At 44.7% G+C, this 26140-nt stretch carries 32 protein-coding genes; 12 read left to right on the top strand and 20 right to left on the bottom strand.

Going from position 1 to position 26140, the window contains the following annotated elements:
• Positions 1 to 110 precede the first annotated feature (110 nt).
• Positions 111 to 1262 (top strand): FAD-dependent monooxygenase, encoded by a 1152-nt coding sequence (locus tag J7E37_RS09185; RefSeq protein ID WP_215023640.1) that lies wholly within the window; start codon positions 111 to 113, stop codon positions 1260 to 1262.
• Positions 1263 to 2071: 809 nt separating this feature from the next.
• Here J7E37_RS09185 and J7E37_RS09180 read toward each other — a convergent pair.
• The gene (locus tag J7E37_RS09180) at positions 2072 to 2458 is read right to left on the bottom strand and encodes a PaaI family thioesterase (protein ID WP_214776189.1); all 387 of its coding nucleotides are present in this window, start codon (positions 2456 to 2458) and stop codon (positions 2072 to 2074) included.
• Positions 2459 to 2561: 103 nt separating this feature from the next.
• Between J7E37_RS09180 and J7E37_RS09175 the strand changes: the two genes are divergently transcribed.
• A complete protein-coding gene (locus tag J7E37_RS09175; protein ID WP_167833633.1) occupies positions 2562 to 2744 on the top strand; it encodes an asparagine synthase in 183 nt (60 codons plus the stop codon).
• 122 nt (positions 2745 to 2866) lie between these two features.
• A complete protein-coding gene (locus J7E37_RS09170) occupies positions 2867 to 3055 on the top strand; it encodes a hypothetical protein (protein WP_214776190.1) in 189 nt (62 codons plus the stop codon).
• Here J7E37_RS09170 and J7E37_RS09165 read toward each other — a convergent pair.
• Positions 3027 to 3659 (bottom strand): DedA family protein, encoded by a 633-nt coding sequence (locus tag J7E37_RS09165; protein WP_214776191.1) that lies wholly within the window; start codon positions 3657 to 3659, stop codon positions 3027 to 3029. The two genes, J7E37_RS09170 and J7E37_RS09165, sit on opposite strands and share 29 nt — an antisense overlap.
• 202 nt (positions 3660 to 3861) lie before the next feature.
• Between J7E37_RS09165 and J7E37_RS09160 the strand changes: the two genes are divergently transcribed.
• The gene (locus tag J7E37_RS09160) at positions 3862 to 4209 is read left to right on the top strand and encodes a YuzC family spore coat inner layer protein (RefSeq protein WP_214776192.1); all 348 of its coding nucleotides are present in this window, start codon (positions 3862 to 3864) and stop codon (positions 4207 to 4209) included.
• Between the two features lie 58 nt (positions 4210 to 4267).
• On the opposite strand, the gene J7E37_RS09155 is transcribed toward J7E37_RS09160, so the two are convergent.
• The 5 genes from J7E37_RS09155 to J7E37_RS09135 all read right to left on the bottom strand — a co-directional run bounded on the left by J7E37_RS09155 (position 4268) and on the right by J7E37_RS09135 (position 8876).
• A complete protein-coding gene (locus J7E37_RS09155) occupies positions 4268 to 4462 on the bottom strand; it encodes a hypothetical protein (RefSeq protein ID WP_214776193.1) in 195 nt (64 codons plus the stop codon).
• A gap of 94 nt (positions 4463 to 4556) precedes the next feature.
• Complete coding sequence (locus tag J7E37_RS09150) at positions 4557 to 5153, bottom strand: sulfite oxidase-like oxidoreductase (RefSeq protein ID WP_214776194.1); 597 nt, start codon at positions 5151 to 5153, stop codon at positions 4557 to 4559.
• 185 nt (positions 5154 to 5338) lie between these two features.
• Positions 5339 to 6652, bottom strand: a complete 1314-nt coding sequence (locus J7E37_RS09145) for a Na+/H+ antiporter family protein (RefSeq protein WP_214776195.1) — start codon at positions 6650 to 6652, stop codon at positions 5339 to 5341.
• Positions 6653 to 6869: 217 nt separating this feature from the next.
• A complete protein-coding gene (locus J7E37_RS09140; protein WP_215023638.1) occupies positions 6870 to 8381 on the bottom strand; it encodes a leucyl aminopeptidase in 1512 nt (503 codons plus the stop codon).
• 117 nt (positions 8382 to 8498) lie between these two features.
• On the bottom strand, positions 8499 to 8876 hold the full coding sequence (locus tag J7E37_RS09135; protein WP_214776379.1) for a DUF309 domain-containing protein: 378 nt from the start codon (positions 8874 to 8876) through the stop codon (positions 8499 to 8501).
• A 124-nt stretch (positions 8877 to 9000) separates the two neighbouring features.
• On the opposite strand from J7E37_RS09135, the gene J7E37_RS09130 reads away from it, so the two are divergent.
• Together J7E37_RS09130 and J7E37_RS09125 are read left to right on the top strand one after the other, a co-directional pair.
• Positions 9001 to 9474: a divergent PAP2 family protein gene (locus J7E37_RS09130; protein ID WP_214776197.1), complete on the top strand. Its 474-nt coding sequence runs from the start codon at positions 9001 to 9003 to the stop codon at positions 9472 to 9474.
• A gap of 36 nt (positions 9475 to 9510) precedes the next feature.
• Positions 9511 to 10278 (top strand): cobalamin-binding protein, encoded by a 768-nt coding sequence (locus J7E37_RS09125; protein WP_215023636.1) that lies wholly within the window; start codon positions 9511 to 9513, stop codon positions 10276 to 10278.
• Between the two features lie 53 nt (positions 10279 to 10331).
• Here the strand turns inward: J7E37_RS09125 and J7E37_RS09120 are convergent, their stop codons facing one another.
• Positions 10332 to 11042 carry a 3D domain-containing protein gene (locus J7E37_RS09120; protein WP_214776199.1) on the bottom strand — a complete coding sequence of 237 codons (711 nt, stop codon included), beginning with the start codon at positions 11040 to 11042 and terminating at the stop codon, positions 10332 to 10334.
• Between the two features lie 197 nt (positions 11043 to 11239).
• Positions 11240 to 11560, bottom strand: coding sequence for a YuiB family protein (locus J7E37_RS09115; protein WP_214776200.1), 321 nt, complete (start codon positions 11558 to 11560; stop codon positions 11240 to 11242).
• Positions 11561 to 11637: 77 nt separating this feature from the next.
• Between J7E37_RS09115 and J7E37_RS09110 the strand changes: the two genes are divergently transcribed.
• Complete coding sequence (locus J7E37_RS09110; protein WP_214776201.1) at positions 11638 to 11898, top strand: hypothetical protein; 261 nt, start codon at positions 11638 to 11640, stop codon at positions 11896 to 11898.
• Here J7E37_RS09110 and J7E37_RS09105 read toward each other — a convergent pair.
• The 3 genes from J7E37_RS09105 to J7E37_RS09095 all read right to left on the bottom strand — a co-directional run bounded on the left by J7E37_RS09105 (position 11890) and on the right by J7E37_RS09095 (position 14009).
• Positions 11890 to 12012, bottom strand: coding sequence for a YuiA family protein (locus J7E37_RS09105; protein ID WP_214776202.1), 123 nt, complete (start codon positions 12010 to 12012; stop codon positions 11890 to 11892). The genes J7E37_RS09110 and J7E37_RS09105 overlap by 9 nt on opposite strands.
• 155 nt (positions 12013 to 12167) lie before the next feature.
• Positions 12168 to 12650: an NUDIX domain-containing protein gene (locus J7E37_RS09100; RefSeq protein ID WP_214776203.1), complete on the bottom strand. Its 483-nt coding sequence runs from the start codon at positions 12648 to 12650 to the stop codon at positions 12168 to 12170.
• Between the two features lie 141 nt (positions 12651 to 12791).
• A complete protein-coding gene (locus J7E37_RS09095; protein ID WP_214776204.1) occupies positions 12792 to 14009 on the bottom strand; it encodes an NAD(P)/FAD-dependent oxidoreductase in 1218 nt (405 codons plus the stop codon).
• Between the two features lie 373 nt (positions 14010 to 14382).
• Here J7E37_RS09095 and J7E37_RS09090 point away from each other — a divergent pair, with 373 nt between their 5' ends.
• Positions 14383 to 15378 carry an NAD(P)/FAD-dependent oxidoreductase gene (locus J7E37_RS09090; RefSeq protein ID WP_214776205.1) on the top strand — a complete coding sequence of 332 codons (996 nt, stop codon included), beginning with the start codon at positions 14383 to 14385 and terminating at the stop codon, positions 15376 to 15378.
• Positions 15379 to 15576: 198 nt separating this feature from the next.
• Here the strand turns inward: J7E37_RS09090 and J7E37_RS09085 are convergent, their stop codons facing one another.
• The gene (locus J7E37_RS09085; RefSeq protein ID WP_192470160.1) at positions 15577 to 15939 is read right to left on the bottom strand and encodes a HesB/IscA family protein; all 363 of its coding nucleotides are present in this window, start codon (positions 15937 to 15939) and stop codon (positions 15577 to 15579) included.
• Between the two features lie 401 nt (positions 15940 to 16340).
• Between J7E37_RS09085 and J7E37_RS09080 the strand changes: the two genes are divergently transcribed.
• Entirely contained in the window at positions 16341 to 17036 is a 696-nt protein-coding gene (locus J7E37_RS09080) for a DUF2225 domain-containing protein (protein WP_214776207.1), read from the top strand.
• A 65-nt stretch (positions 17037 to 17101) separates the two neighbouring features.
• On the opposite strand, the gene J7E37_RS09075 is transcribed toward J7E37_RS09080, so the two are convergent.
• Entirely contained in the window at positions 17102 to 17341 is a 240-nt protein-coding gene (locus tag J7E37_RS09075) for a YuzB family protein (RefSeq protein ID WP_192470158.1), read from the bottom strand.
• Between the two features lie 247 nt (positions 17342 to 17588).
• On the opposite strand from J7E37_RS09075, the gene J7E37_RS09070 reads away from it, so the two are divergent.
• On the top strand, positions 17589 to 18656 hold the full coding sequence (locus tag J7E37_RS09070) for an NAD(P)/FAD-dependent oxidoreductase (protein ID WP_215023634.1): 1068 nt from the start codon (positions 17589 to 17591) through the stop codon (positions 18654 to 18656).
• 270 nt (positions 18657 to 18926) lie between these two features.
• On the opposite strand, the gene J7E37_RS09065 is transcribed toward J7E37_RS09070, so the two are convergent.
• Positions 18927 to 19253, bottom strand: a complete 327-nt coding sequence (locus J7E37_RS09065) for a YuzD family protein (RefSeq protein ID WP_214738960.1) — start codon at positions 19251 to 19253, stop codon at positions 18927 to 18929.
• A gap of 151 nt (positions 19254 to 19404) precedes the next feature.
• Between J7E37_RS09065 and J7E37_RS09060 the strand changes: the two genes are divergently transcribed.
• The gene (locus J7E37_RS09060; RefSeq protein ID WP_041966137.1) at positions 19405 to 19641 is read left to right on the top strand and encodes a NifU family protein; all 237 of its coding nucleotides are present in this window, start codon (positions 19405 to 19407) and stop codon (positions 19639 to 19641) included.
• 86 nt (positions 19642 to 19727) lie between these two features.
• Here the strand turns inward: J7E37_RS09060 and thrB are convergent, their stop codons facing one another.
• From thrB to yutH, 5 genes are all read right to left on the bottom strand, one after another.
• Entirely contained in the window at positions 19728 to 20663 is a 936-nt protein-coding gene (thrB, locus tag J7E37_RS09055; RefSeq protein ID WP_215023632.1) for a homoserine kinase, read from the bottom strand.
• A complete protein-coding gene (thrC, locus tag J7E37_RS09050) occupies positions 20660 to 21721 on the bottom strand; it encodes a threonine synthase (RefSeq protein WP_215023630.1) in 1062 nt (353 codons plus the stop codon). The genes thrB and thrC overlap by 4 nt, the downstream gene beginning before the upstream one ends.
• Positions 21721 to 23016: a homoserine dehydrogenase gene (locus J7E37_RS09045; RefSeq protein WP_214776211.1), complete on the bottom strand. Its 1296-nt coding sequence runs from the start codon at positions 23014 to 23016 to the stop codon at positions 21721 to 21723. Before J7E37_RS09045 ends, thrC begins: the two co-directional genes overlap by 1 nt.
• A 207-nt stretch (positions 23017 to 23223) precedes the next feature.
• Positions 23224 to 24201 carry a 2-hydroxyacid dehydrogenase gene (locus J7E37_RS09040; protein ID WP_214776380.1) on the bottom strand — a complete coding sequence of 326 codons (978 nt, stop codon included), beginning with the start codon at positions 24199 to 24201 and terminating at the stop codon, positions 23224 to 23226.
• A gap of 83 nt (positions 24202 to 24284) precedes the next feature.
• Positions 24285 to 25292, bottom strand: a complete 1008-nt coding sequence (gene yutH / locus J7E37_RS09035; RefSeq protein ID WP_214776212.1) for a spore coat putative kinase YutH — start codon at positions 25290 to 25292, stop codon at positions 24285 to 24287.
• Between the two features lie 243 nt (positions 25293 to 25535).
• Here yutH and J7E37_RS09030 point away from each other — a divergent pair, with 243 nt between their 5' ends.
• Complete coding sequence (locus tag J7E37_RS09030; protein WP_483297205.1) at positions 25536 to 26018, top strand: phosphatidylglycerophosphatase A family protein; 483 nt, start codon at positions 25536 to 25538, stop codon at positions 26016 to 26018.
• Positions 26019 to 26140 lie beyond the last annotated feature (122 nt).

The raw sequence follows: 26140 nt of genomic DNA, 5'->3' as shown, positions 1-26140 counted from the left end.
TTTTTTTGTCCATGTAAAATTCAATTTTTATCCATACCAACCAAAGGATTAGTCACGTATAGTTAAGATATGATTAGGATTCCTGTTTTGCGGAATGGAGGTTAAGTGTTATGAACGATGCAAGAATCTCAATTGTCGGCGGCGGAATCAGCGGGTTAAGCACAGCAATCGCACTGCAAAGAAATGGAATATATGTGGAGGTGTATGAAAAAGAAAAAAATGCACATGAACCTGATACCGGAATCATCCTAAGCGGCAATGCCATTCGAGCCTTCTATATTATGGGATTGGGACCCGAATTGCGTGCAGGCGGATTAGATGCTGACGGCTGTTTGCTTAAATCCGATTCGGGCAGTACCATCGCCGAATTCGACTATCACGCACCATCCCATATCCCAAATTACCTGTTCATCCACCGTTCAGAACTTCATAGAATTTTGACAGATGCACTCCTTCCTGGATCTCTCCACTTTGAAAAGCATATGATTGATTTTAAACACGGTGATGCATTGACATTATTTTTCGAAGATGGCACCAGTATAGAATCTGACTATCTTATCAGCTGCGACGGTGCTGCCTCAAAAACTCGGAGAAAACTGTTCCCGAATAGCAGCCTGGTTTATTCAGGTTTCTCCTGCTGGAGAGGCATCTTGGATGATCCGCCAATACAGGTGCATGACTACACTGAAACATGGGGGGCAAGGGGAAGATTTGGGATTGCCCCGTTAACAGATAATCAGGTGTTTTGGTATGCATTGAAAAAATCCTCTACAGAAAACAGCGACATGAGCGAATGGTCCCCTATCGATTTATTGTTCAACTTTTTTTACTACCATCAACCAATACAGGAAATACTGGAAAATACTTCCCACGACCAGATCATTTACGATAATTTATATGAATTGAGGCCTTTGACACCTCTTCTTGCCGGAAAAATTCTGTTACTTGGTGATTCTGCGCAAGCCTCGATGCCCAATATAGGCCAGGGCGCATCACAGGCTGTAGAAGATGCTGTATACCTGGCGAAATGGATCAGCATGGAAGAAACAATTGATCAGGCATTTGTAAAGTATGAAGCACACAGGCAGGAGCGTATGAAGATCGTTAAAGACGAAATGAAAATTTATGGGTTGGCAGCGCGGATTGATTTCCCCGTCCTTTGCTCAATCCGCAACAAATTACTCCAGATGACACCTGCTGCCTTCCATAATGAAAAGCTGAGGAGGGTGTTTGAAATTGGAGAAGATATGGATGCATTGTGATGCGAATGACTTTTGACAACTTTCCTTGATTTCTTATGAAAGCTGTCTGAACTTGAGCTGACTTCTGACAGCTTTTCTTTGTTTCCTGTGAAAGCTGTCTGAACCTGGGCTTACTTCTGACAGCTTTTCCGGTTTTATTATGAAAGCTGTCTGAACTTGGGCTTACTTCTGACAGCTTTTCCATGTTTCTTGTGAAAGCTGTCTGAACTTGGGCTAACTTATGACAGCTTTTCCGGTTTTCTTATAAAAGCTGTCTGAACTTGGGCTAACTTATGACAGCTTTTCCGGATTTCTCGTGAAAGCTGTCTTAACTTGTGCTAACTTATGACAGCTTTTCCGGTTTTCTCGTGAAAGCTGTCTGAACTTGGGCATACTTATGACAGCTTTTCCCTTTGGTAAGCCAAACCTGTCATAATAACGGCTTTTTTTTGACAGCTTTTCCCCTTCACTAGCCTAACCTGTCACAATCACCATCTTTTCTTGACAGCTTTTCCCCTTCACAAGCCAAACCTGTCACAATCACCACTTTTTCTTGACAGCTTTTCCCCTTCACCAGCCAAACCTGTCACAATAATGACTTTTTCTTGACGGCCTTTCTCCTTAACAAGCCAAACCTGTCACAATAACGGCTTTTTTTTTGACAGCTTTTCCCTTTCACTAGCCAAACCTGTCACAATAACCTCCTTTTCTTGACAGCTTTTCCCCTTTACGAGTCAAACCTGTCACAATCACCAAGCGATAATCATTTACTTTCTGCACTCTTCCTTTCCAAACCTGACCAAATGCAAAAACCAGCCAATTTGGCTGGTTCATTTCCTTCGTTTTATCACGGCGATTGTACATCTTGAAATGCAAACAAGGTTTTCTTCTTCATCGGTGATTTTTATATCCCAAACCATTGTTGTTTTTCCTTGGTGGAGGACAGTACCGACAGCTGTTACCAGGCCGTCCTTTTTTGCCTTGATATGGTTTGCGTTGATTTCAAGGCCGACCACTACTTCGTTTTCCTTGTCGACTAGTTCGAATGCTCCAACGCTGGCGACCGTCTCTGCAAGTGCGACAGAGGCTCCTCCGTGCAGCAAACCGAATGGCTGCCTCGTTCGTTCATCGACAGGCATTGTAGCGACTACTTTCCCTTTCTGCAGCTCGGTTATTTCTATTCCCAGTGATCCAAGAAGTGTGTTGTTAAGTTCCAATCTTATTACCTCCTTATATTTGGCAAACAATTTACTATCAAGAACAGGAAAAACTATTATTGTCCTTCACAAAAGGACGCATCATAAAAATGAGGTGATCCATATGAACCGAGTTCGTGAAGGCATGATTCCTGCGGTGCTAGGAACGGCTGTAACAGCAGCGGGTTACGCTATGAAACAAAATCGCAAAATCGATAAGATGGTTTCCAACACCATATTTGGTTTCGGGTTAGCCCATATTGTTCTGGGAGCCATTGACCTGGTCGAACACCGGAATGAGTTTTAGCCTGCCAATTAGGATACCCGGCATATCATTGCAATGACTGCTTTGTTGGAATGCGGCTTTTGAGCCACCTTTCCAAATGAATACACTCTTCAGGAGGCGGCTATTTTTGGCTGCCTCTCCTGATGAATACCCTCTTCAGGAAGACGGCTATTTTGGCTGCCTCTCCTGATGAATCCCCCTCATCAGCAGCAGCTATTTTGGCTGCCTCTCCTGATGAATCCCCCTCATCAGCAGCAGCTATTTTGGCTGTCTCTCCTGAAGAATCCCCTCATCAGCAATCAGCTATTTTGACTGCCTTTCCTGAAGGATAACTTCTTCAGTTCCAATCGCGGCCTTTATTTTTCTCCGGCGCAGGACGAAAATGAAAGTTATAATGGCGAGAGCAAGGATCACCAACCAGACTTCTTTGTTGTACTTCATGACAATGTCCATTTTATCTCCAAATAGATAGCCTAGGACAAAAATGATGGAGACCCACACGAAGGCGCCACTATAGGCAAAAATGGCAAAGGTTTTAAACGGAAGCCTGCTGAAGCCATAGAGCAAAGGCACCAAATATCGGACTCCCGGGGCAAAACAGCTCAACGACAATGAAAAAGCATGGTACTTCTCCATTAGCTTTATCGCAGACTCAATCGAATTCGCGAACCGTTTCTTTTTTTCCAATAACCGCAGCACTCTTCTCCCTATGATTCTTCCCAGTGAATAGCTGGAGGTAAAGGCTGCAGAAATCCCCATGTATGTAACCAAAAATGCAAGGACTGGATTCAATGCCCCTTTAGCCGAAGCGAGTCCTACAGTCATCAGAATAACCTCATTGGGAACTGGAATGACGAATACTCCGAACCATAGCCACAAAAACAAGCCCAAATAGCCATTATCTTCAATTATATTGATAACCAGCTCCAGATCCATGGGTCACCCCTCCATCCCACCTTGGTCCGATTCTATTTCACAATAGAAGTTAATATGTATAACAATTCTCCTTTCGTCCTTATTTCACCTCTTTTTTTCCTATTTTGCAGTGCTTTAGCTTTTCTCTTCTTCATACTTGAGGACTTATGTTCATACATTGAAAAAGGTCGAAAACTTACCCGTTAGGAAGGGGAAGCTGCTAATGCATTGTTTATTTTTTCATAAAAAGCATGCCAGGAATGTTAAAGCACGTCCATATCCGGAAGTGAATGCAACACTGTTCAAAACTTCAGCAAAAAAAGCCATTTCTTTGATGGAAGACGCCAATCTCGTGATGACTAAAATAACTTCATCCACTTCTTTTTCCAGTGATTTAATGGCTGCCGCACAGCAATCTCAGCAAAATGAAGTAGAAAGATTGATCCACTCAACCGGGATTAAGAAGAAACCAAAAATCAAGTTTAACCCGGATGGTCTCACGATGAATTTCGTGGATTATGCAGGAGACAAAGAATGCTGCCATATCATCACGCAGCTGAGATGGGAATGAGGAATCTTAAAAAATGCCGCTGTTTCTAAACAGCGGCGATGTTAATTGGTTTCTGCATTTAATAATAAAACGGATATCCATAGCCGTATCCATAGCCGTATGGCGGGAATCCGCCGTATCCATAGCCATATGGACGCGGATATAATAGGGCGCTGCCTAACAGTCCTCCGAGTACTCCTCCAATAAACGGACCTCCAAAGCCATAACCAAAGCCAAATGGGCGTCTTCCACCATAGAATGGTCTTCTATACATCAAGCTACCTCCCTCATATATTTGCCTACATTACTTCATATGCAAACATAGAGGCTATTGAATGGGCGTTTGTCCATTAGATTAGAAAAAAAGCCTAATCCCAGGTCATCCGCTGTTCCTTCCATGGATCTCCATACATATGGTAACCATTTTCTTCCCAGAAACCGGGCCTGTTTTCAGAGACGAACTCAATGCCTCTGATCCATTTCGCGCTCTTCCAAAAGTACAGATGGGGAATCACGGCTCTCAATGGATAGCCATGTTCCGGGGTTAGCTCCTCCCCGTTATGGGAATGGGCAAGCAGGCTCGTTTCCTTAAGAAAATCCCCAATCGGAAGATTCGTCGTCCAATTTTCCTCAGCATGGAGAATGACATATTTAGCACTTTCGACCGGCCCGGCCAGCCTGGCTAACTCCTTGGCGGCAATCCCTTCCCACACATTATCCAGCTTCGACCAGCCAGTCACACAATGAATGTCGTTGCCGGATGTCATTTGCGGCAACGCCATTATATCCTTATATCGTAAAATTACTTCTTTTTCTACAAGACCAAAAATCTTCAAGCTCCACTCTTCCAGGTTCTTATAATACGGCACATTGCCATAATGCAGGACAGGAAAAGAGGTTGTGACATTTTGGTTCGGCGGGACTCTGTCCGATGGGCCCTTTTTACGCGTTTTTCCGAAATACATGTTTGATCACCCCTTTTTATCAGATAAGAAGGCTGTTTTCGTAACGATTATTGTTAAAATCCTAAAGCAGATTTTAACTTGTATAAATCTCTTAGATGCGCTTTTCTTATTATCCTACCGAATTTCCTTTTTAAAATAAACAAAGCCGCCCTGCCCAAAGAGCAAGACGGCTATATTTTTCCGAACTATAAAACCATTGCAGCAATCCAGCCGAAAATGATCAACGGAATATTATAGTGAACGAATGTTGGGACAACCGTGTCCCAGATGTGGTTGTGCTGAGTATCAGCATTCAAACCGGCTGTCGGACCAAGTGTACTGTCAGATGCAGGTGAACCTGCGTCACCAAGTGCAGCAGCTGTTCCAACAATCGCAATCGTTGCCATCGGGCTGAAACCGAGTTGAAGGCTTAGCGGTACAAATATCGTAGCGATAATTGGAATCGTAGAGAAAGAAGAACCGATCCCCATTGTAACCAGCAGTCCGACAATAAGCATCGCCAACGCACCAAGGGCCTTATTATTTCCAATCGCGTCAGCAGCCTGCGCTACCAGCGTTTCAACGTGTCCGGTTTCCTTCAGGACATCAGCGAAACCGAAAGCAGCAAGCATGACGAATCCGATGAATGCCATCATCTTCATGCCTTCTGTTAAAAGATTGTCGGCTTCACGCCACTTGATTGCTCCACTCGCATATACAACAAGGATACCAGCCAGCGCGCCGATAATCATCGAACCATAGTAAAGCTGGGCAGCAAGCGCAGCAACAATCGCAACAATGGAGAAAATAATCCCGACTTTGGAATACTCGCTTTTTTCTACCTGGACTACTTGATAATCCTGATAGATTCTAGGCTTTCGGTAAGATACAAAAATGGCGATCAGCAATCCAACAACAAGACCAGCAACTGGCAGCATCATTGCTGTCGGGATATCGCCCATATCGATTTCCATTCCACTTTCAGCCATGTTCGTTGCCAGGATATCGTGGAAAATACCTCCGAATCCCACTGGCAGCAAAATATAAGGCGCCGTCAGGCCGAATGTCAATACAGAAGCAATTAACCGGCGATCTATTTTCAGTTCGTTGAAGATAATCAACAACGGCGGAATCAAAATTGGAATAAACGCGATGTGAATCGGAATTAAGTTTTGTGAGAAGATCGCCATCATTAAAATCAGGATGACAATAATCGCTTTAGAATAAGTTTTGGCTTTCGACTCTCCGTTTTTGCCAATCATGCCGACCATCCAGTCAACAATCAGATTGGGCAAGCCTGTCTTGGAAATAGCGACAGCAAATCCTCCAAGCAGCGCGTAACTAAGCGCAACCTCTGCACTGCCTCCAAGGCCTCCGGTAAAAACCTCAATCGTTTTCTCTATACTCAAGCCGCCTGTCAGCCCGCCGATCAGCGCTCCCGCAATCAATGCCAACACAACGTTGACACGAAGCAGGCTCAGGATCAGCATCGCCAGGACAGCAATAATAACTGCATTCATTAGGAGTTCTCCTCTCGATGATAATGTGTGTTTTACTTTAGTTTGGTAAATTGGTAGAGAATTAAAATGACAAATATTAAATTATCATAGATTTGGTTTTGGTGTCAATGGTTTGTTTGAAGTTAGTATTTGGAAACATGGGCAGGAATGAGGGGATTCCGGGCCGCAATAAAAAACCCCCGAGCCGCATGATCAGCTTCGGGGGTGTTCAATCTGGTTATTCTCTATCTGCTGCTGTCTCGAATCTTTCGACAAGCAATGCCAGTGTGCGGGCCATGACGCCGGTTGCGCCTGCTGGTCCCAGGTCATATTCTTTGCTGGTTGTCGCTGTCCCGGCGATATCCAGGTGCACCCATGGAGTGCCTTCTGCGAATTCGCCGACAAAAGCTCCTCCCATGATGGCATGGCCTTCAGGGCCTGGGGAATTATTCAGGTCAGCGATTTTGCTGCCCCGGACACGTTCTATGTCCCGCTCGAACAACGGCAGGCGCCAGATTGGCTCACCTGATTCATAAGAAGCCTCCAGCACTTGTTCAAAAAACTCTTCGTTGTTCGTCAATGCTCCCGATGTATGCAGTCCTAACGCGGTAATGACACCGCCTGTCAGAGTTGCGATATCCACCAGATAGTTCGCACCGTGATGCTTCGCGTATGTCATTGCGTCTGCTAGCACGAGGCGTCCTTCCGCATCTGTGTTCAATACTTCAATTGTTTTTCCGCTCATGGACGTAATCACGTCATCCGGCTTGAATGCTGTACCCGAGATCATATTGTCTGTAGACGGAATCACCGCTACAACGTTTTGCTCCGGCTTCAGTTCCCCGATAATTTCCATTGCGCCAAGCACCGCTGCCGCACCGCCCATATCAGACTTCATGCCGACGATGCCAGCCTTCGTTTTGATTGAGTAACCGCCTGTGTCGAACGTAATACCCTTGCCGACAAGGCCAATTACATCCTTCCACTCTTCTTTTCCCTGATACTTCAGGACAATCATTTTCGGCGGCTGTGAAGATCCCTGGTTGACGGCAAGCAGCGCGCCCATTCCCAGCTTCTCCATTTCTTCTTTTTCCAAAATTTCTGCTTCGAATTCATATTTCTCTGCCAGCTTCAGCGCATATTCAGCCATGTCTGTCGCAGTCAAAAGGTTGCCCGGCGTATTTACAAGCGTTCGTGCCGAATTTGTTCCTTTTCCAAAAACATAGCCAACCTCAACTGCTGCTTCCACTTCGCCCTCTTCGTCTGCGCTGTAGATTGTCAGGCTTTCGATCCGCTTTTCAGGCTCGTTTGATTTTTGCTTGTAGCCTGCGAATTCATATGCAGCCATCGGGAATGCTTCCCCTAAAGCATGCGCCGCGTCGTTAAGCTCAACCTTCTCGCTTGTAAAAGTATCTAAAAGCACGGCTGCTTCCGTCCATTTTTCCTTCTTAGCACTCTTGAACAAACGGCCAAACGCGTCCCTCAATGTTTCGAAATTATATTCCTTTTCATGTCCAAGTCCGACGAAATATACTTTTTTCGCACCAATTTTACCGAAAGTATGTATCTTGGAAACTGCCTTTTTCTTAGTTGAAATATCCCCGCTTTTCACAAGTTCAGTCAGCTGTCCGTCAAAAAGCTGGTCGGCTTCTGCCATGGTGCCTTCAAAGCCGGACGGCTTGTTGAACAAACCAATAACCAGACAATCATGGCTGTTTGAAAATTTAAATTGATCATTTACTTTAAACAAAGAATTCACCCCTACAGATTGATAAGTTCATTATATCGAAACTCTTGAAATATTTCGACTTCCTAATCTTACTGACTGGGTACAATCTTAAATTTATGATCATGCTGCAGTACAATTTCAATCTTCAAGATACAAATACAAAACCGGAAGCACTGGCAGCATCGTAACTTCCTCATATGCAACCCGGTCCAGATCCGCCGGGAATGTACCCAGACACTCTTCGATGAAGGGATAGACCATCTCTAAATTCAGTCCCCAGTATACCGGACGGTACGTTTGCAGATAGTCGTGGGCTGCCTGCATCATCAGCCGTGCTCCCTTCACATTTCCATAGCTGTAGTGGTAAATGGCGACACTCATCTGCAGCAGGCCTTTTAAAAATAGATTGCCTTTATCCGTCATCCACATATCTTCAAGCAAGTCATGGCAGGTATAATAGTCTCCTTCGTTGAACTTAATAAAGAACTCGTAATACTCAACAGGGTAGTCCGTCAAATTCTTCACCTCAATCCTGAAGTATAAAAACTATTTTATCAGACCTTTAAAATTTGCTGTAATGTTATAATTGAACTTGGGTATTACTTAAAAAGGTACTTTTATATATATAGGGGGAACAGCTATGGAATTATTTTCGAATTTCCCATTATGGGCTTCACTTGCTGCGATTTTTTTCGCCCAGTTCGTAAAGGTCCCGATTCAATATATTGCAACGAGGAAAATCGACTGGTCGCTTTTGACAAGTACAGGGGGAATGCCAAGTTCCCACTCTGCTGCGGTTACAGCATTGGCGACAGGTGTGGCGCTTGAAACCGGGCTGGAATCAGCCGTTTTCGCAGTTGCCGCTGTGTTTGCGATTATCACGATGTTTGACGCATCTGGCGTCCGCAGGCAGGCGGGGGAGCAGGCCATCGTCTTGAACCAGCTCGTGGCTGATTTCGGCCGGTTCGCCCAGGAGGCAAAGGGCTGGCAGGATAAGCCTGAAAAAGAGAAACAGAAAGAATTGAAAGAATTGCTCGGCCACAAGCCAATCGAAGTATTTTTCGGCGGGCTGACAGGTGTAATATTGACATTACTTCTTCACTATTTCCTTTAAGACTTGATGGAATTAGATTAAAAGCAGGTGAATCAATTGAGAGTTATATCATTATGTCCCAGCAATACAGAAATCATGGAATTCCTTGGGCTGACGAATCTCCTCGTCGGTGTCGATGATTTTTCAGACTGGCCTGAATCGGTAAAATCACTGCCTCAGCTCGGACCAGACCTATCGATTAATCTTGACCTCGTCGAGGAATTGAAGCCAGACCTCGTCCTTGCGTCTTTAAGCGTTCCTGGAATGGAAAAGAATATTGAAGGTTTGGCGGCACGCAATATTCCACATATCATACTGAACCCGCAATCGCTGGCGGATATCGAAAACGATATGATCAAAACCGCCAATGCCCTGAACGTTCCAGAACGCGGCCGGGAAGCCGCTGGACAGTTCAGGAGCAGACTGGAGAACATCAAGCAAAAAGCAGCCAGTGCCCGCCAGAGACCAAAGCTTTACTGGGAATGGTGGCCCAAGCCGGTATTTACTCCCGGAAGCATCAACTGGCTGACAGAAGTGTCCGAGGCTGCCGGTGCTGAAAATATTTTCAAGGACGTTGAACTCGCAAGCGTGCAGACGGACTGGGATGATGTGAAATCGCGAAACCCGGATTACATCTGTGTCGCCTGGGTCGGCGCCAGGAAGCAAAAGGTGAAGAAAGAATTGATCATCAACAGGCCCGGATGGGAAGAACTTGAAGCTGTCAGAAACGACAGGATCCTGATTCTCGAAGAAGAGCTATATTGCCGTCCCTCCCCAAGGCTCCTCGATGGCCTGGAAAAACTGCATCATCTCATTCATGCGTAATATCATCAAATCAATAAAAAGGCACTTTCCACGGAGGAAAGTGCCTAAACTTTTTATGATTTTTTGCCGCCTGTATATTGCTGGCGGAAAACCTGCATGGATTCATTCTCGTTAAGGGCCTTTAAATCAGCTTCTGTCAGCTTTCCGTTGCCCATCTCAATGACATATACATCCAATGTCTTCTTGCCCCACTGCTCGTATACATCCTTTACCGTATCATAATAAAGGTCAACTTTATTCCCCTTGATTGCGCCGCCTTTATCGGCAACCACACCGAATCCGTATCCCGGAATGAACAGGATTGTCCCGATCGGGAATACGTTAAGATCAGCTGCGACAGTTGAATACAAGTCACGCTTCACTTTTACACCAGAATAAGTAATTCCATACCCTGGATGCCCAGGATTTTTTCCAGTGGATTCAACCCCTGCTGTATACCCTGTTGCAACGATTTTCTTGGTCGGGTATTGCGACCAGTTCAATGACTCCTCAAGGGTGGGCTGCGTCCCAGCTACCTTTTCACTCGAAGAAATCTTTGTTGTAAAATCGGATATTTTTTTCAAAAACTTAAAAGCGAGTCCCATGGATTTCTTTTTATGATCTATAATTGAGTTTTCCTCTTGTGGTAATCCTGCACTATCAAAAACGTATGTAGAAACAGTAGAAGCTTCCACTCCCGATATCGAATGAAAAGTAGAAGTTATAGCAGCAAAAAATAATACCACCATTGCTGAGCGTTTTGCCCACATTTTTAAAATATTCATAAAATTTTTCACTCCTCCCAAAACTATTAATTTCCCAACAAAACAAGAAATATTCCAAAAGGAGCAAAAAAGTGACAAAAGTCCTATTTACACTTCCAATAAAAGTAAAATATTACTGATACTTAGTTATAGTATCCAACAACTAGACCGATTTCATGCATATAAAAAAACCTCCAAATTTTTGAAGGTTTTTTCTATCAGAACATTTGATATCCTTTTTTTCGCAAAAGCCTTATGACTATACCAGCTAAAATGGCACCTGCCAAACCGCTGCTTAGGATCAGTACGTCGGCCATTGCCAATTGTGTAAGCCGCTTTCCGAGATCACTGAATGCTTCACCGCTATTCCTGAAATAGTCGATAAACGGATACTTATCAATTATGAAAATCGCAATTAATGGATAAACTACCGCCATGATCCATGACATCCTCAGCAGCATATTCAATAAAAAGCCAATCCCGAAGAACAGGACAAAAAACAATAACATCGAAATGATCAGTGTGACAACCGTCATCATGCCTATATCCCCCCATTAAACATCATTTCTAGTTTACTGTTTGTCCGTTTTCGAGTCAATGGAATGGTGTAAGTCTCATGATTTTAGGCAAGGCTCTTTTCTCAAACTTTGTTGCTATTGACTACAAAATAGGATTGTATTACCTAAGTTTCTTTACAAAATTAAAGCTTATTATGAGAAAAGAGCTTGCAAACTTAGTACCGACATACAAAATGACTTTACATCACGTTAAAATCGGCTTTAGGATTTTAACAACACTCTTTACGAAAACAGCCTTGGACAAAAAGAAAAACCCCGCATTCTGCGAAGGTCCAAGATGCAGTGCCTTATTATTTTGATTTGCCGGATCCGCTGCAGCATGTGCATGTTTCTGAACCGCCAAGCAACAGTTGGAAATAGCCTTTACCTGAGCAGTATGGACATTCCTTTGAATCGTGTGTGTGCATTTTCATTTATGAACCTCTCCTTTTATTATTGAATTTTCTGATAATATATCAGACATTCTCTAATTTTGAAAAGGTTCAAATTTGACCAAAAAACCACATTGAAAACGGATACATCATCTATTTTCTTTAAATATCTGTCACTATCTTAAAATTTCAGAAAATTATAAAAATAATTGATATGCACTATAATGAAATTGCTCTCCGGGATTCAATCCAACCTGTCCGGGGACAACTTGATTGATTGGTTTGCTTAAGAGATAGTGCAGGAGCAGCGATGTAGCGGGGTCCGCTTTCAGTTGTTCAGGCAGTATGAATCTCGCATCATACAGCTCACTTTCTTCAACTTTTACCTTTTGATCTGTCAATGGTGCCAGCAGAAAAACGAGCATATTATCGCTGATAGATTCCCGGATCACTCCGGTCCGCAGGCCTAGGAGCCCAGCAACCGTACATTCTATACCTGTTTCTTCATACACTTCCCTGAGTACCGCCTGATCGGCTGTTTCCCCTTCATCTACAAAGCCTGCCGGCAGCGACCAGCTGCCTTTTAAGCCGCCATACCGCTTTTTGACGACCAGCCAGCGCCCATCCTCTGAAATCACAACTCCGGCCACACCAAGCCATACATTTTCACGTTTCCCCATTCCATTCCCCATCCTATTGCTAGTTTGTACTATTATTGTAACCTGCCAGGCGGGATTCGTCAGGGTATCCGTCCGCGTGTGCAAGACTCGCATGAACATGAAAAAAACAGACCCCCTTAGGAGCCTGTTTCCCATTATCTATTATAGAATGTTGAATTTACCTTTTTTAAGAACCATTGAAGGACCGCCGATCATGTAAAGCGCTCGGTTATCGATCATTTTTTTCATGAAGGAAGCTTTCGTGCCGACCATTTTTTTGCCAAATGCAACGCCGATTGCGTCATCTTCTCCAAGTGAACATACTGTTCCCTTGATATCCGGAGTGAAGGTTTCAAGCTCTGATTTGCCGCGGACTAGAGCTGTAAGATTCCTTGCACAAACTTCACCCTGCTGCATTGCGATTTGTGCCGTCGGTGGATATGGACGATTGATTTCTTCATTGATGATCAATGAGCAGTCACCGACAATAAATACATCTTCTGAACCTGGCAGGCGAAGGTCCGGCTGGACTTTCACACGGCCGCGCATTGCTTCGATTCCTGATTTTTCAATGACAGAGTTTCCACGGACACCCGCAGCCCAAACCACTGTTCCAGCTTTGATTTCTTCGACTTCTTCTTCTCCTTTGGCAACGACGATGCCTTCTGGAGTCGCTTCTTTGATGGCTGTACCGATGCGGAATTCCACACCTTTTTTCTCGAGCTGGGCAACCGCATAGTTCACTAGCTCAGGATCGAATCCAGGAAGAACCATTGGCGCAGCTTCGACACATACGATTTTCACCTTATGGTAGTCTACATCATATTCACGGCAAAGTTCCGGAACTCGGTTTGTCAGTTCACCAAGGAACTCGATTCCTGTGAAGCCTGCACCGCCAACGACGATTGTCAGGCGCTCATCTTTCTTTTCCGCTTCAGTATTATAAGTTGCGAATTGGTACTCGATATGCTCACGGATTTGTCTGGCTGAGTTGACATTGACGATAGAGAAAGCATGCTCTTTCAAGCCTTTAATACCAAAAGTTTCAGGTTCAGCACCAAGGGCGATGACTAGGTAATCATAGACGACGTCACCACTATCAAGGATTACTCGCTTTTCCTCCAGCTTGATTTCTTCAACAGAACCCTGGACGAACTCAACCTTATGGCGATCGATTACATCACGTACATCATAACGGACTTTGTCATGGTGCAAAGTTCCTGCTGATGCTTCATGCAGCCATGTAGTTTCATAGTGGTAATCATTTTTGTTGATAAGGACAATGTCAGCTTCGTTTACTCCTACAGCTTTTTGTAAACGGGTAGCTGTCATTAATCCCCCGTATCCTGCTCCTAAAATTACGATCTTTGGCTTTCTCAAAGTGATCACTTCCACCTTTTTAAAATATTTTTGTCGATGGGCTCATCTCTATCTGCCGCCATCTTTTTCCGGATAAGTTTGTGATATTATTCACTAAAGTGTTCAAAAAAATGTCCTAAAAATGTCACAAAATCTTAACATTATTGCCTACCATCCATCTTATTCTTTTTGCGCCGCATTTTCAAGCGATAGAGTTAACTTGGAAATATTCAGAAAATAGTTTGATTTCACTATTTTTTAGTCATGAAAAGGGATTTTTCTATGAAATATATTGTTCCACAAGGAATCTTCTATTATGATTAGGAGTTTATTTTTTTGTTTTATGGTATTATAAAAATTGGAGCAATTTTACTACATGTGAGGGGGATATGGAGTGAAAGAAGATCAAAAAGTTTATGACATCACGATTATCGGCGGGGGGCCTGCTGGTCTGTTCACTGCTTTCTACGGCGGAATGAGACAAGCATCTGTAAAGATTATTGAAAGTTTGCCACAATTAGGCGGGCAATTGTCAGCACTTTATCCTGAAAAGTACATATATGATGTTGCCGGTTTTCCAAAAGTCCGTGCCCAGGAGCTGATCAACAACCTGAAGGAGCAAATGGCGAAATTCGAGCCTGCTACTGCTCTTGAGCAGTCAGTTGAAAAGTTGGAAAAACTGGAAGATGGAACAATTAAGCTTACTACTGATAAAGAAGTTCATTATACAAAAACAGTCATCATTACAGCAGGAAACGGTGCATTCCAGCCTCGCAGACTTGAACTTGAAAGCGCTGCCCAATACGAAGGCAAAAACCTGCACTATTTTATCGACGACTTAAATCAATTCGCTGGCCAAAAGGTTGCCGTATTAGGCGGAGGGGATTCAGCCGTTGACTGGGCATTAATGCTTGAGCCAATCGCTGAACAAGTAACCATCGTCCACCGCCGCGATAAGTTCCGCGCCCATGAGCACAGTGTTGAGAACCTGCAAAACTCAAAGGTTGATATCAAGACTCCTTATGTGCCAACAGAGCTTATTGGCGATGGCAATGCAATCAGCCAAATTGTTCTTAAGGACGCAAATAGCGATGATACTGTAGCCGTTGACGTTGACGCAGTCATCTGTAACTTCGGATTCGTTTCATCTCTTGGACCAATCAAGGAATGGGGCCTTGAAATCGAAAAGAACTCTATCGTCGTCAACTCGAAAATGGAGACGAATATCCCGGGCGTTTATGCTGCAGGCGACATCTGCACATACGAAGGGAAAGTTAAGCTGATCGCGACAGGATTCGGTGAAGCTCCGACAGCTGTCAACAACGCAAAATCCTATATGGATCCAAAAGCGAAGACACAGCCGCTTCACAGTTCATCGATGTTTAAATAAATTGAAATGCGCAAGCGCCTTGGTCAGCCCCGACAAGCGCTGGAGGCCCTGACAGTGAAGTCGTTCTTTGACTTCATTGGCAGGACCGAAGCGACTCGAGGGGCTAGGCGCTGGAGCTAGACACTAATCTAAGTGTGAAAGTTTATATTTCTCTTTGTGCTAAAAAAGCAAGGTCCGAATGTGGACCTTGCTTTTTGTTTAACACTCTTCAGGTGTTCCTTCACGAGTTGCCGTTTTGAAACTAGAACCACAGCCGCATGATGCGATCGCGTTCGGGTTGTCAATCGTAAAGCCGCCGCCCATCAAAGACTGCTTATAGCTGATCTTCGTCCCGTTCAGGACTGGTGCGCTTTCCTTATCAACAAGGATTTTGATGCCATGCTGCTCCAGCTGAGTGTCGCCTTCTTCCACTTCATGGGCGAAACCCATGCCGTAAGAAAGGCCGCTGCAGCCGCCGCCTTTTACAGAAACGCGAAGGTAAGCGTCTTCCGTCTCGTTTTGTTTCATCATATCTTTAACCTGCAATGCAGCTTCTTCAGTAAGAATCACAATATTGTCCACGATAAAACCTCCTTGATCCCTATTTGTCCAGCTTCAGCGCCTAGCCCCTCGAGTCGCTTGTCTAGTGTCACCTCCTAGAAACTCCGAAACTTCAACTCCGCCGGCAGAAGCAAAAAGCGCTTCTTTGTCGGAGTCTCCAGTTTCTGCGTTTCTGGACAGTCGGCTATACTTTTCGATTTCGGTCCGCCCAATGAAGTCAAAGAACGACTTCACCGGTCGGACCTCCAGCGCTTGTCGGGGTTGACCAAGGCACTTACGCTTTTCTTATAGTATATACAGCATTTTTCCAATCCTCAACCAATCAAGCCGAAAAAGAATGATCTTCATATTTTTCCACCGGAAAACCAATTTTACTGGTATAATATACCCATAATCTATAGGGAATTGGGCAGGTGACGAAAATGACTCAAATAGAACCGCTCTATGATAAAAAGTACACATGCGCAATGTGCGAGAATTCCTTCACTACCAAGAAGGTTCGCTCGCGTTTTGTTAAAGTCCTCAGCTTTGATACTGATTTTGCCCCTCTGTATGCCGATGGTTTTGAAAACCCCAACTTTTACTATATCAATGTCTGTCCTGACTGTGGCTATTCCTTTACCGACGACTTCAGCAGTTATTTTCCGCCAGGCGCTAAACAAGTCATTCAGGATAAAATCTGCAATCAGTGGGTGCCGCACGACTATGGTGCAGAGCGGACAAGCCAGGATGCATTGAATACTTTTAAACTTGCAGCTTACAGCTCGATGCTAAAAAAGGAGAAGCATATCGTATCCGCCGGGTTGTATATAAGACTTGCCTGGCTGTATCGCTCAACCGAAAACCTCGATCAGGAATTGCGCTTTTTAAAACTCGCACTTAAGGAATATACTAATTCGTACAGTACCGGAGACTATAAAGGAACCCAAGTTTCAGAGCTGCGGCTAATGTACCTGATTGGCGAACTCTCAAGAAGGATTGGCCTTACTCAGGACGCAGTCCGCTTTTTCTCAAAAGTAATCGAAAAGCAGAGGCAGTCAGTTGAACCGCAGATCATCCAGCTGGCAAAGGATCGCTGGCAGGAGATGCGTGAAGATAAAGTCGTTTCGGGCAGCTAGGCCCTGCCCTGCTCACATGAAAAAAGGCTGGCGATGGTCCGAAACCATGCCAGCCTATTTCTATATTAAAACATCGGATTCTCGTCCAAATATTTATAAATATTTTCTACCAGCTCTTCAGGAGTATCTCCCACTACCGGATCCCCGTTTACAAGCGCGAACATGGACTGGGCGCATTTTCCGCAGTAACCAAGGCAGCCGTATTCAATGACATCCAGATCGTAATCCTTCTCCAGCTCCGCCCTGGCTTTTTGCGAACCGCTCGCTAGATTGCTGATACAAAATTCAATGATTGGCTTAATCATTTGTTTCACCTCTCTACTAATTTTTAATCGTAACCTTTTTCAGGAAAATCGTCAATTTCCCCGGCTTACGGCATCCATAAAATTGTTGTTATTTTGTCACAATTTCGTTATACTTTTTATGGTGATTTATTGAACATAAAAATATTGCAGAATAATTTCGAAAAATGTATCCGTTTACGGATTTTGTAGAACGAGTTGTAGAAACTTCATTAACTGTCTTTCGAAGAGTTAAAAAGGGGAAATTCACATGAAAAATCTCGTTATTCTAGGCGGCGGCTATGGCGGCATGCGTGTCCTTAATAAATTGCTGCCGAATGATCTGCCGGAAGATGTATCGATCACTCTGATTGACCGTGTTCCTTACCACTGTTTAAAAACAGAATACTATGCCCTGGCCGCAGGTACGATTTCAGACCAGCACATCCGGGTAGCCTTTCCTGAGCACCCCCGCCTTCAATTAAAATTTGCCGAAGTCACTGCCGTCAATCTCGAGGATCAAAAGGTTGAGCTGCAAGGAGATGAGTCCGTTCAATTTGATGACCTTATTATCGGACTTGGCTGTGAAGATAAATATCATAATGTTCCAGGAGCTGACCAGTTCACATACAGTATCCAATCAATCGAAAAATCCCGCGCAACCTATCAGGCACTGAACAATTTGCCAGCAGGTTCCACCGTTTCAATCGTCGGCGCTGGATTAAGCGGGGTTGAGCTTGCAAGTGAATTGGCTGAAAGCCGCAAAGACCTGAAAATTAAACTTTTTGACCGCGGCAACCATATCTTGTCTGCTTTTTCTGAACGCCTGAGCACGTATGTCGAAAATTGGTTCGATAATCATAATGTTGAGATCATCAACAACGCGAATATCACGGAAGTACAGAAAAATGTACTCTATAACCACGATGAACCGATTGTTTGCGACGCGATCGTATGGACGGCCGGAATTCAGGCGAATCGACTTGTACGTGAGATGGACGTCGAGAAAGATAGCATGGGCCGGGCAATGGTAACACCGCAACATAATCTGCCAGGCTATGAAAATGTATATATCGTCGGAGACTGCGCGAGCCTTCCACACGCACCAAGCGCCCAGCTTGCTGAAGGCCAGGCAGAACAAATCGTCCAGGTACTGCAAAAACGCTGGAAGGGTGAAGAGCCGCCTGAATCATTCCCGCCGATCAAGCTGAAAGGCGTCATCGGTTCACTCGGCAAAAAGCACGGCTTCGGCCTTGTCGCCGAACGCCCGATAACAGGCCGCGTCGCACGCTTGCTGAAGTCAGGTATTTTATGGATGTATAAATATCATAATGGTTGATCATTTTTGAACCGGGCGAAGTGCCCGGTTTTTTAATTCAAACGAAAACTTAAAATTGGTAAAAATCGAGTAAAATTTCCAATTCGCTATAAAAATCAAATTTCCGCTATATAATCTTAAAAGTCGCTATAAAAATCATTTTTCCGCTATATAATCTTAAAAGTCGCTATAAAAAGAAGATTTTCGCTACTTAAAGAAGTCGTGATTTTCATCATAAATCTTCTCAAAAAGAGAGAAAAGCACACCCCATTTCGGAATGCTTTTAACAGATTAAGCCGGAACGTACCCATATTTCTCTAATTCTGCGTAAATTGTTTTCAATTTCGGGTTCCCTTCGCCCACAATCTTGCCTTCGAGCAGGACGACAGGGTAAAACATGTCTTCTTCGATTACTTTTTCGGCAAATTCCTTTTTATCTTCCTCTGCTGGAGGGTTGTGGATATCAACATAAACAATTTTAAATGGCTGGTCTGCGTATTTGCGGCCGATCGCGGCTTCAAGCCATTCATATGTTTCTTTTGAGGATGGCAGGTTCACACAGCTTGGGCATAACACTTCTGCACCGTAAACGACGATTTCTACCTCTTTACGTTCCATTATCAATTACCCCCTGTTATTTTCTTTTATTTTACTATACGATGAAATAGATGCATAAGGAAAAAACTGTGTTCACTGGTTTTTCAGTTTATTGGATAGATTTTTCCGGCCGATAAGATTATAATAAGTATTATGAAAGGAGTCGATTTGCATGACTGAACAGCAAATGTTTGAGCAAGTACAGGAAGTATTAGATAAATTGCGCCCATTCCTTCTTCGCGATGGCGGAGACTGTGAACTAGTTGATATTGAGGATGGCATTGTTAAACTTCGCCTGCTTGGTGCATGCGGAAGCTGCCCGAGCTCCACAATCACGCTTAAGGCTGGAATTGAACGCGCACTTTTAGAAGAAGTACCTGGTGTTGTTGAGGTTGAACAGGTATTCTAATTAACCAATAATAAAGCGGTTTTGCCTGTGGATGGCAAAACCGCTTTTTTTTAAGGCTCTTTTTTAAAAACAGATTCAAATAATCATCACCTAAATGATGACCTGCAGCCTTCTTGATCAATCTGCAGGCTGAAAATTTCCATCCCCGTTAGATGATGCCTCAGTTTGTCTGCAACTTCTTCCCCTTTTCCGGGCTGTGCCAGGCAGAGTAGTGATGGCCCCGCCCCGCTCAGTGCTGCGCCGAATGCTCCTGATTGAATTGCTTTTACATAAACTTCTTCATAAAATGGCACAAGTGCTTTCCTATACGGCTGATGGAATAAATCAGCTCCCATCATCCTGCCTGCGAGAGCCCAATTTTGAGTCATCAGTGCAGCAAGCAGCTGGTTAGCAACAGCACTTGCCTGGACACTTCGCTGAAATTCCATCACAGCCGGGAGGACATCACGTGAAGCTTCTGTCAGCAGCTCCTGTTTAGGGACGACCAGCACTGGGTCAAACTGTATCTGGTCGAGAACGGTTAAATCAACCTCATCTCCAATTTGACTGCCTACTACGACGCCTCCGAACAGACTCGCTCCTGCATTGTCAGGGTGGCCTTCAAACCCGGAAGCGACCGCCAATTTTTCATAACGTGTCAATTGCAAACCGCAAAATTCATTGGCCAGTTCGACTCCAGCGACGATGGCTGCTGCGCTGGAACCAAGTCCCCTCGCAAGCGGAATCTCGCTTTTCACTGAGATATGGAGCGAAGGCATTTCTTGCTTGTACATCTCAGCCGTTTTGATCGCAATCTGGCAAATAAAATTTTGTTCATCACCAGGAAAACCTGTTAAGGAATCGGATAAGGGAACAACCGCCCATTTTCCGCTTATTTCAGCTTGAACTTCCATATAGAGATTCAAAGCGACGCCGAGGGAGTCAAAACCAGGGCCCAGGTTCGCTGAGCTGGCCGGAACTTTTACACATAAAGCTCTTCCTCTGCCTACCCCGGCAGCTAATGGCTCCTCGACTCCCTTCATTGCCGGACCACTCCTCTGATATAGTCACTGACGATGCTCTCGTCATTTGGAAGCAGCACCGGCGAAATCGAGCTGATGTCAATCGCTGTTGAAGGGTCCTTCAAACCATTTCCGGTAAGCACAGCAACGATTCGGGAGCCTTGCGGTATTTCGCCCCGTTGTAAAAGCTTATGGATACCGGCAAGCGATGCGCAGGATCCTGGCTCAGCGAAAATCCCTTCAGTGCTCGCCAGTTTGCTGTATGCTTGTAGTATTTCGTCATCTGAGACGAAATCGATTTTTCCTTCAGATTCATCACGGGCTGAAACGGCGAGATCCCAGCTTGCCGGGTTGCCAATGCGGATTGCCGTCGCAATCGTCTCCGGCTGTTCAATCGGCTGCCCCTTGACAATTGCGGCTGCCCCTTCCGCCTCAAAACCGAACATCCGCGGCAAACCAGTGCGCTTACTGGCATCGTATTCTTTGAAGCCTTTCCAATAGGCACTGATATTCCCGGCATTTCCTACTGGAATCGCGAGGATATCAGGTGCGCCGCCTAGCTGGTCACAAATTTCAAAGGCAGCTGTTTTTTGCCCCTCAAGTCGGTAAGGGTTGACTGAATTTACGAGGGTCACAGGTTCTGTTTCACTGATCGCCCTGACCATTTTCAATGCTTCATCAAAGTTTCCTTCAATCGAAACGATGCTTGCGCCATACATCACCGCCTGGGCGAGTTTACCCATTGCGATTTTTCCATCAGGGATAACGATGATGGCCCTTAACCCGGCCCTTGCCGCATAAGCTGCCGCGGAGGCGGAAGTATTGCCTGTGGAGGCGCAGATGACAGTGTCACTGCCTGCCTCCTTGGCCTTGGCGACTGCCATGACCATCCCTCTATCTTTGAATGAGCCGGTAGGATTTACTCCTTCTACCTTTACATATAGTTCGATACCCCACTCCTCTGACACCTGGTCGAGCCTGATCAGCGGGGTATTGCCTTCATGGAGAGTGAGCAATGGTGTTTCATCATTGACCGGCAAGTATTCACGATATTCACTCAAAAGACCTCGCCATCTCATTAGCTGACACTTCCTTCGACCCTGTATGAACTTTTGACGTCCTTCACAACCCTCAGGTCACGCAGTTCCATTAAAATATTCTGGTAATCCCTCAAAGAAGCCTGATGTGTAACGACCACAATTTCCGCAAGTTCCTTTTCCTTCAAAGGCATCTGGAGGATTTTTTCAAAGCTGACGCCATGGCTCGCGAATAGAGAGGTGATTTCCGAGAATACACCCACTTCGTCATGAACATGGAGACGCAGGAAGTACTTTGAATTCACTTCTCCATCATCCTTCAGCTGCTTCTCATACTGCGGAGTGACAAAAGAATTGCCATTTACTCCAAGGCGCATATTTTTGACGACGCCAACAAGGTCCGAGACCACTGCAGTGGCGGTTGGCAAGCTTCCAGCTCCAGGACCGTAAAACATGGTCTCCCCAACTGCTTCTCCATAGACATATACCGCATTGTATTCATTATTGACAGATGCAAGCGGGTGCGATGAAGGCAGAAGTGCCGGCTCTACACAAACCTCTACTTTATCACCTTCACGAACCGCGATGCCGAGCAGTTTCATCGTATAGCCCAGCTGTTTCGCATATTGCAGGTCTTCCTCGGTTACAGAAGTTATTCCTTTGAATTTGACATCATCCAGATCAATCTTCATCGAAAACCCTAATGTGGCCATGATCGCCATTTTCCGCGCCGCATCCAGTCCTTCTACGTCAGATGCAGGGTTTGACTCCGCGTACCCAAGCTGCTGTGCTTCTTTTAACACGCTATCATATGCCAGTCCCTCCTGGCTCATCTTCGTTAAAATGTAGTTTGTTGTGCCATTCACAATTCCCATCATCTTTGTGATTCTGTCAGATGCAAGACCATCTACCAGACTTCGCAAAATCGGGATTCCTCCGGCGACGCTCGCTTCAAAAAAGAGATCGCAGCCATTTTCATTGGCAACTGTTAAAAGCTCGGAACCATGGACAGCCATCAAATCCTTGTTTGCCGTCACAATATTCTTTTTGCTCCTTAATGCCTGTAGCAAATGTTCCCGAGTATCCTCAATGCCTCCCATCACCTCGATGACTACCTCAATCTCCGGGTCTTCCATAATATCTGCTGGATTCACCGTCAGGAGAGAAGGATCCACTTTAACCGATCTTTCTTTTTCAACATCCTGAACAAGGATTTTCTTGACTTTAATGGGACACCCAACCTGGTGCATTAATTTATCCTGGTGGTTTTCAATAATCCTGACCACACCTGAACCTACTGTTCCTAAACCTAGAAGTCCAACCGAGATTGCCTGCATTTTCTCTTCCCCTCTCTTATGTCTACACTGAATGTACACTTGTATTTGTATAGTAGACATTATAAAGACCAAAAACAGCTTTTACAAGGAATATTTAGGATGCTTTTCCTGTGTAAACGCTTAACCCTATGGTGCTGTAAGAATAAAAAATTCTAAAGATTGTGATAAAAAAATCCTTCCCGTTTATAAGGGAAGGATTTGAAGGTATTAGAGAACTTCTTTATTGACGATTGTCTTCGGACTGTCTCCTGTCAGTACCGCTTTCACATTTGTGCAGCACAGCTTGATCATGGTTGTCCTCGTTTCGGTGCTTGCGCTGCCAATGTGCGGGATCGCAGTCACGTTTGGCAGTTCGAGTAAAGGATGCTCGGAGGAAATAGGTTCTTTTTCAAAGACATCGAGACCTGCACCTGCAATCTCACCATTCTTAAGTGCATCATATAATGCCTGCTCGTCTACAACCGGCCCGCGGCCTGCATTAATGAAAATCGCGTTTTGTTTCATTTTTGCGAAGACATCGGCTGTAAAAAGATTTCTCGTTTCCGGCGTCAATGGAGCGAGAGACACAACAAAATCAGATTTTGCTGTAAGATCTTCGAGAGAACTGTAGACAGCGCCCAATTCTTTTTCAGCTTCGTGTTTGCGGGAGCGGTTGTGGTAAAGGATTTCCATGCCAAAGCCTTTAGCCCTGCGTGCGACTGCTTCACCAATTTTACCCATGCCGACAATCCCGATAGTCTTTCCAAACACATCATGCCCGGCAAGCAGGTACGGGCTCCAGCCACCCCACTTGCCATCCTTTATATATTCCGCTGCTTCAACAATCCGCCTGGCTGAAGCCATCAACAAAGCAAAAGTAAGGTCTGCTGTTGTCTCAGTCAGCACATCCGGCGTGTTCGTCACGATGATTCCGCGCTTTGTGGCTGCTTCAAGGTCAATATTGTCAAAACCAACTGCCAGATTGGCGACTACTTTTAGACTCTTTCCTGCAGACAACACTTCCACGTCGACTTTGTCAGAAAGCATTGTAATTAAAGCACTGGCTCTTTGGGCTTCTTTTAAAATTACTTCCCTTGGGGCAGGGATATCTTCATGATCCCACATTTTCACCTCAAAAAGCTCAGTGAGATCAGCAATCGTTTCTTCAGGCAATTTCCTGGTGATATAAACATACGGCTTCATAATCTAACTCCTTTTGAAAGCGTTTAATATTGTAGAATAACTTCATTCTACCATAAAATCACACTTTCTTAAGGAGGAAAGCTCGGTTACCTTAATAGCCAATCGACTCCCGGAAGTTTTGCCGCTTTTACAGGTGCGTCACTAAGCTGATAAAAATGGCTCAAAAATCGCTCATGATCACTGCTTTGATTCAAATACTTCCGCAACCGGTCTTCGAGCTGGCGTTTCGTCTGTTCCGATTGGGTAATATAATAATTTTCAACTGTCTCATAATAATGGAGAGGGAATAGCAATCTGGCGTAAAGCAGCCGCCACGAAAAAGGCGACAGCATCGTCAGGGATTGGTACTCAGCCAGGAAGTTCTTGATCTCCGGCTGACTCGTCTGGATATTGGCAAAATAACGGTCCCTGACCCATTCAGCGAGGTCCCGGCTTGCATGGTCAAATACCCATTCAAAAGGATTTTTGACAAAATAGTCTCCTCTCCAGACCGTGTTAGTAAAGCGCTCATGGCAGACAGTGCCATGGTCAGTCCTTGTCGGCTTATCATCAATCTCTGTATCAGCGAGATATTGAATGGCATTTTCAGACAGCCCCATGTAATATGGAAAAGATTCCATAAACATTTTTTCAAAGTCGTTCTCCGGTTCAGTGTAAAGCTTTCCGCTCCAAACCTTCTCCATTTGGTCGAGCCGCTTTTCCCACAGCTGTTTCCATTGTCCCACCCGGCTCATGCTTTCCACCTTGAAGGGGATTTGCCGGCCTCTTGCATGAAATTTAGCCAATTTCCTGCCTGTTTTCATTTTCCCTGGCATCGGGATGGCCCTGTTCAATAACACGCAGTATTTCCGGCCCTCCCAGTCACAAATTTGCTTTCCTTCCTTATCTGCAAGAAGCATCGACACATTACGGTCCCCAGACTTCTGCATATGCTCAGCAATCCTCGCCAGCTCGCTTATCTCTTGCTCTTTCGCCCCATTAGCGTCCATAATCAGATAAAGCCCTTCATTATGCTTATATCCATGATATCTTCCAAGAGATACTTCTGAATCTGCCGAAATCCCATATACTTCTTTTAACATCTTTTGAAACATATTAGCACCTCATTTCCAAGCCACTCTTTTACAAATATATGTATTGGATTGTAAAACTTGATTGAACTTTATAATGAATAAGCGGCTCCATTAAGGAAATGATTTAAAGGAATGAATTCTTTCACTAAAACGGATTAAGCGGAATATTTTAGGTTAAATAGGATAATGAGTATTGAGTATGAGTATGCTGCAATCAAAAATAGAAAGGTGATGCAGATGTTAGAAAAGAAACGCGCCATCCATATGACAGAGGAAACTGCCCGAAAGTGGCTCCATGAACGTGGGGTTGAAATAGAAGATATCGCCAATCTCGTCTATTTCCTGCAGGAAAAGTACCACCCGAACCTGCAAATGGAGGACTGTATCGAAAACGTAGAACGAGTCCTCTCCAAACGTGAGGTTCAGAATGCGATTTTGACAGGAATCCAGCTGGATATCCTCGCAGAGCAAAAGAAGCTTGGCGAACCGCTGCAATCAATTATTGAAACAGACGAAAGTTTGTACGGCGTCGATGAAATCCTCGCATTTTCAATCGTAAATATATATGGATCGATCGGTTTCACGAATTATGGATTCATTGATAAAGCGAAACCAGGCATTCTGGAAAAGCTTAATGACAAGGAAGCATCCGGAAAATGCCATACTTTCCTCGATGATATCGTGGGGGCTGTTGCGGCAGCAGCATCAAGCCGACTGGCGCACCGAGCGGCGAATGTAGAGGATTAAATGAAAAGCGCAAGCGCCTTGGTCAGCCCCGACAAGCGCTGGAGGGCCGACCGGTGAAGTCGTTCTTTGACTTCATTGGGCGGACCGAAGCGACTCGAGGGGCTAGGCGCTGGAGCTAGACA

It is taken from the genome of Bacillus sp. ISL-39 (assembly GCF_018613295.1).
Taxonomy (GTDB): domain Bacteria; phylum Bacillota; class Bacilli; order Bacillales; family Cytobacillaceae; genus Mesobacillus.
This window is presented reverse-complemented; position numbering and strand designations above follow the sequence as displayed.

What these genes read in the sequence shown, in the direction of transcription:
- J7E37_RS09185 (WP_215023640.1), top strand. Translation starts at nt 111, where the DNA reads ATGAACGATGCAAGAATCTCAATTGTCGGCGGCGGAATCAGCGGGTTA.
- J7E37_RS09175 (WP_167833633.1), top strand. Translation starts at nt 2,562, where the DNA reads ATGAACCGAGTTCGTGAAGGCATGATTCCTGCGGTGCTAGGAACGGCT.
- J7E37_RS09170 (WP_214776190.1), top strand. Translation starts at nt 2,867, where the DNA reads ATGAATACCCTCTTCAGGAAGACGGCTATTTTGGCTGCCTCTCCTGAT.
- J7E37_RS09165 (WP_214776191.1), bottom strand. Translation starts at nt 3,659, where the DNA reads ATGGATCTGGAGCTGGTTATCAATATAATTGAAGATAATGGCTATTTG.
- J7E37_RS09160 (WP_214776192.1), top strand. Translation starts at nt 3,862, where the DNA reads ATGCATTGTTTATTTTTTCATAAAAAGCATGCCAGGAATGTTAAAGCA.
- J7E37_RS09155 (WP_214776193.1), bottom strand. Translation starts at nt 4,462, where the DNA reads ATGTATAGAAGACCATTCTATGGTGGAAGACGCCCATTTGGCTTTGGT.
- J7E37_RS09150 (WP_214776194.1), bottom strand. Translation starts at nt 5,153, where the DNA reads ATGTATTTCGGAAAAACGCGTAAAAAGGGCCCATCGGACAGAGTCCCG.
- J7E37_RS09145 (WP_214776195.1), bottom strand. Translation starts at nt 6,652, where the DNA reads ATGAATGCAGTTATTATTGCTGTCCTGGCGATGCTGATCCTGAGCCTG.
- J7E37_RS09130 (WP_214776197.1), top strand. Translation starts at nt 9,001, where the DNA reads ATGGAATTATTTTCGAATTTCCCATTATGGGCTTCACTTGCTGCGATT.
- J7E37_RS09120 (WP_214776199.1), bottom strand. Translation starts at nt 11,042, where the DNA reads ATGAATATTTTAAAAATGTGGGCAAAACGCTCAGCAATGGTGGTATTA.
- J7E37_RS09115 (WP_214776200.1), bottom strand. Translation starts at nt 11,560, where the DNA reads ATGATGACGGTTGTCACACTGATCATTTCGATGTTATTGTTTTTTGTC.
- J7E37_RS09110 (WP_214776201.1), top strand. Translation starts at nt 11,638, where the DNA reads ATGATTTTAGGCAAGGCTCTTTTCTCAAACTTTGTTGCTATTGACTAC.
- J7E37_RS09105 (WP_214776202.1), bottom strand. Translation starts at nt 12,012, where the DNA reads ATGAAAATGCACACACACGATTCAAAGGAATGTCCATACTGCTCAGGT.
- J7E37_RS09100 (WP_214776203.1), bottom strand. Translation starts at nt 12,650, where the DNA reads ATGGGGAAACGTGAAAATGTATGGCTTGGTGTGGCCGGAGTTGTGATT.
- J7E37_RS09080 (WP_214776207.1), top strand. Translation starts at nt 16,341, where the DNA reads ATGACTCAAATAGAACCGCTCTATGATAAAAAGTACACATGCGCAATG.
- J7E37_RS09075 (WP_192470158.1), bottom strand. Translation starts at nt 17,341, where the DNA reads ATGATTAAGCCAATCATTGAATTTTGTATCAGCAATCTAGCGAGCGGT.
- J7E37_RS09070 (WP_215023634.1), top strand. Translation starts at nt 17,589, where the DNA reads ATGAAAAATCTCGTTATTCTAGGCGGCGGCTATGGCGGCATGCGTGTC.
- J7E37_RS09065 (WP_214738960.1), bottom strand. Translation starts at nt 19,253, where the DNA reads ATGGAACGTAAAGAGGTAGAAATCGTCGTTTACGGTGCAGAAGTGTTA.
- J7E37_RS09060 (WP_041966137.1), top strand. Translation starts at nt 19,405, where the DNA reads ATGACTGAACAGCAAATGTTTGAGCAAGTACAGGAAGTATTAGATAAA.
- thrB (WP_215023632.1), bottom strand. Translation starts at nt 20,663, where the DNA reads ATGAAGGGAGTCGAGGAGCCATTAGCTGCCGGGGTAGGCAGAGGAAGA.
- thrC (WP_215023630.1), bottom strand. Translation starts at nt 21,721, where the DNA reads ATGAGATGGCGAGGTCTTTTGAGTGAATATCGTGAATACTTGCCGGTC.
- J7E37_RS09045 (WP_214776211.1), bottom strand. Translation starts at nt 23,016, where the DNA reads ATGCAGGCAATCTCGGTTGGACTTCTAGGTTTAGGAACAGTAGGTTCA.
- yutH (WP_214776212.1), bottom strand. Translation starts at nt 25,292, where the DNA reads ATGTTTCAAAAGATGTTAAAAGAAGTATATGGGATTTCGGCAGATTCA.
- J7E37_RS09030 (WP_483297205.1), top strand. Translation starts at nt 25,536, where the DNA reads ATGACAGAGGAAACTGCCCGAAAGTGGCTCCATGAACGTGGGGTTGAA.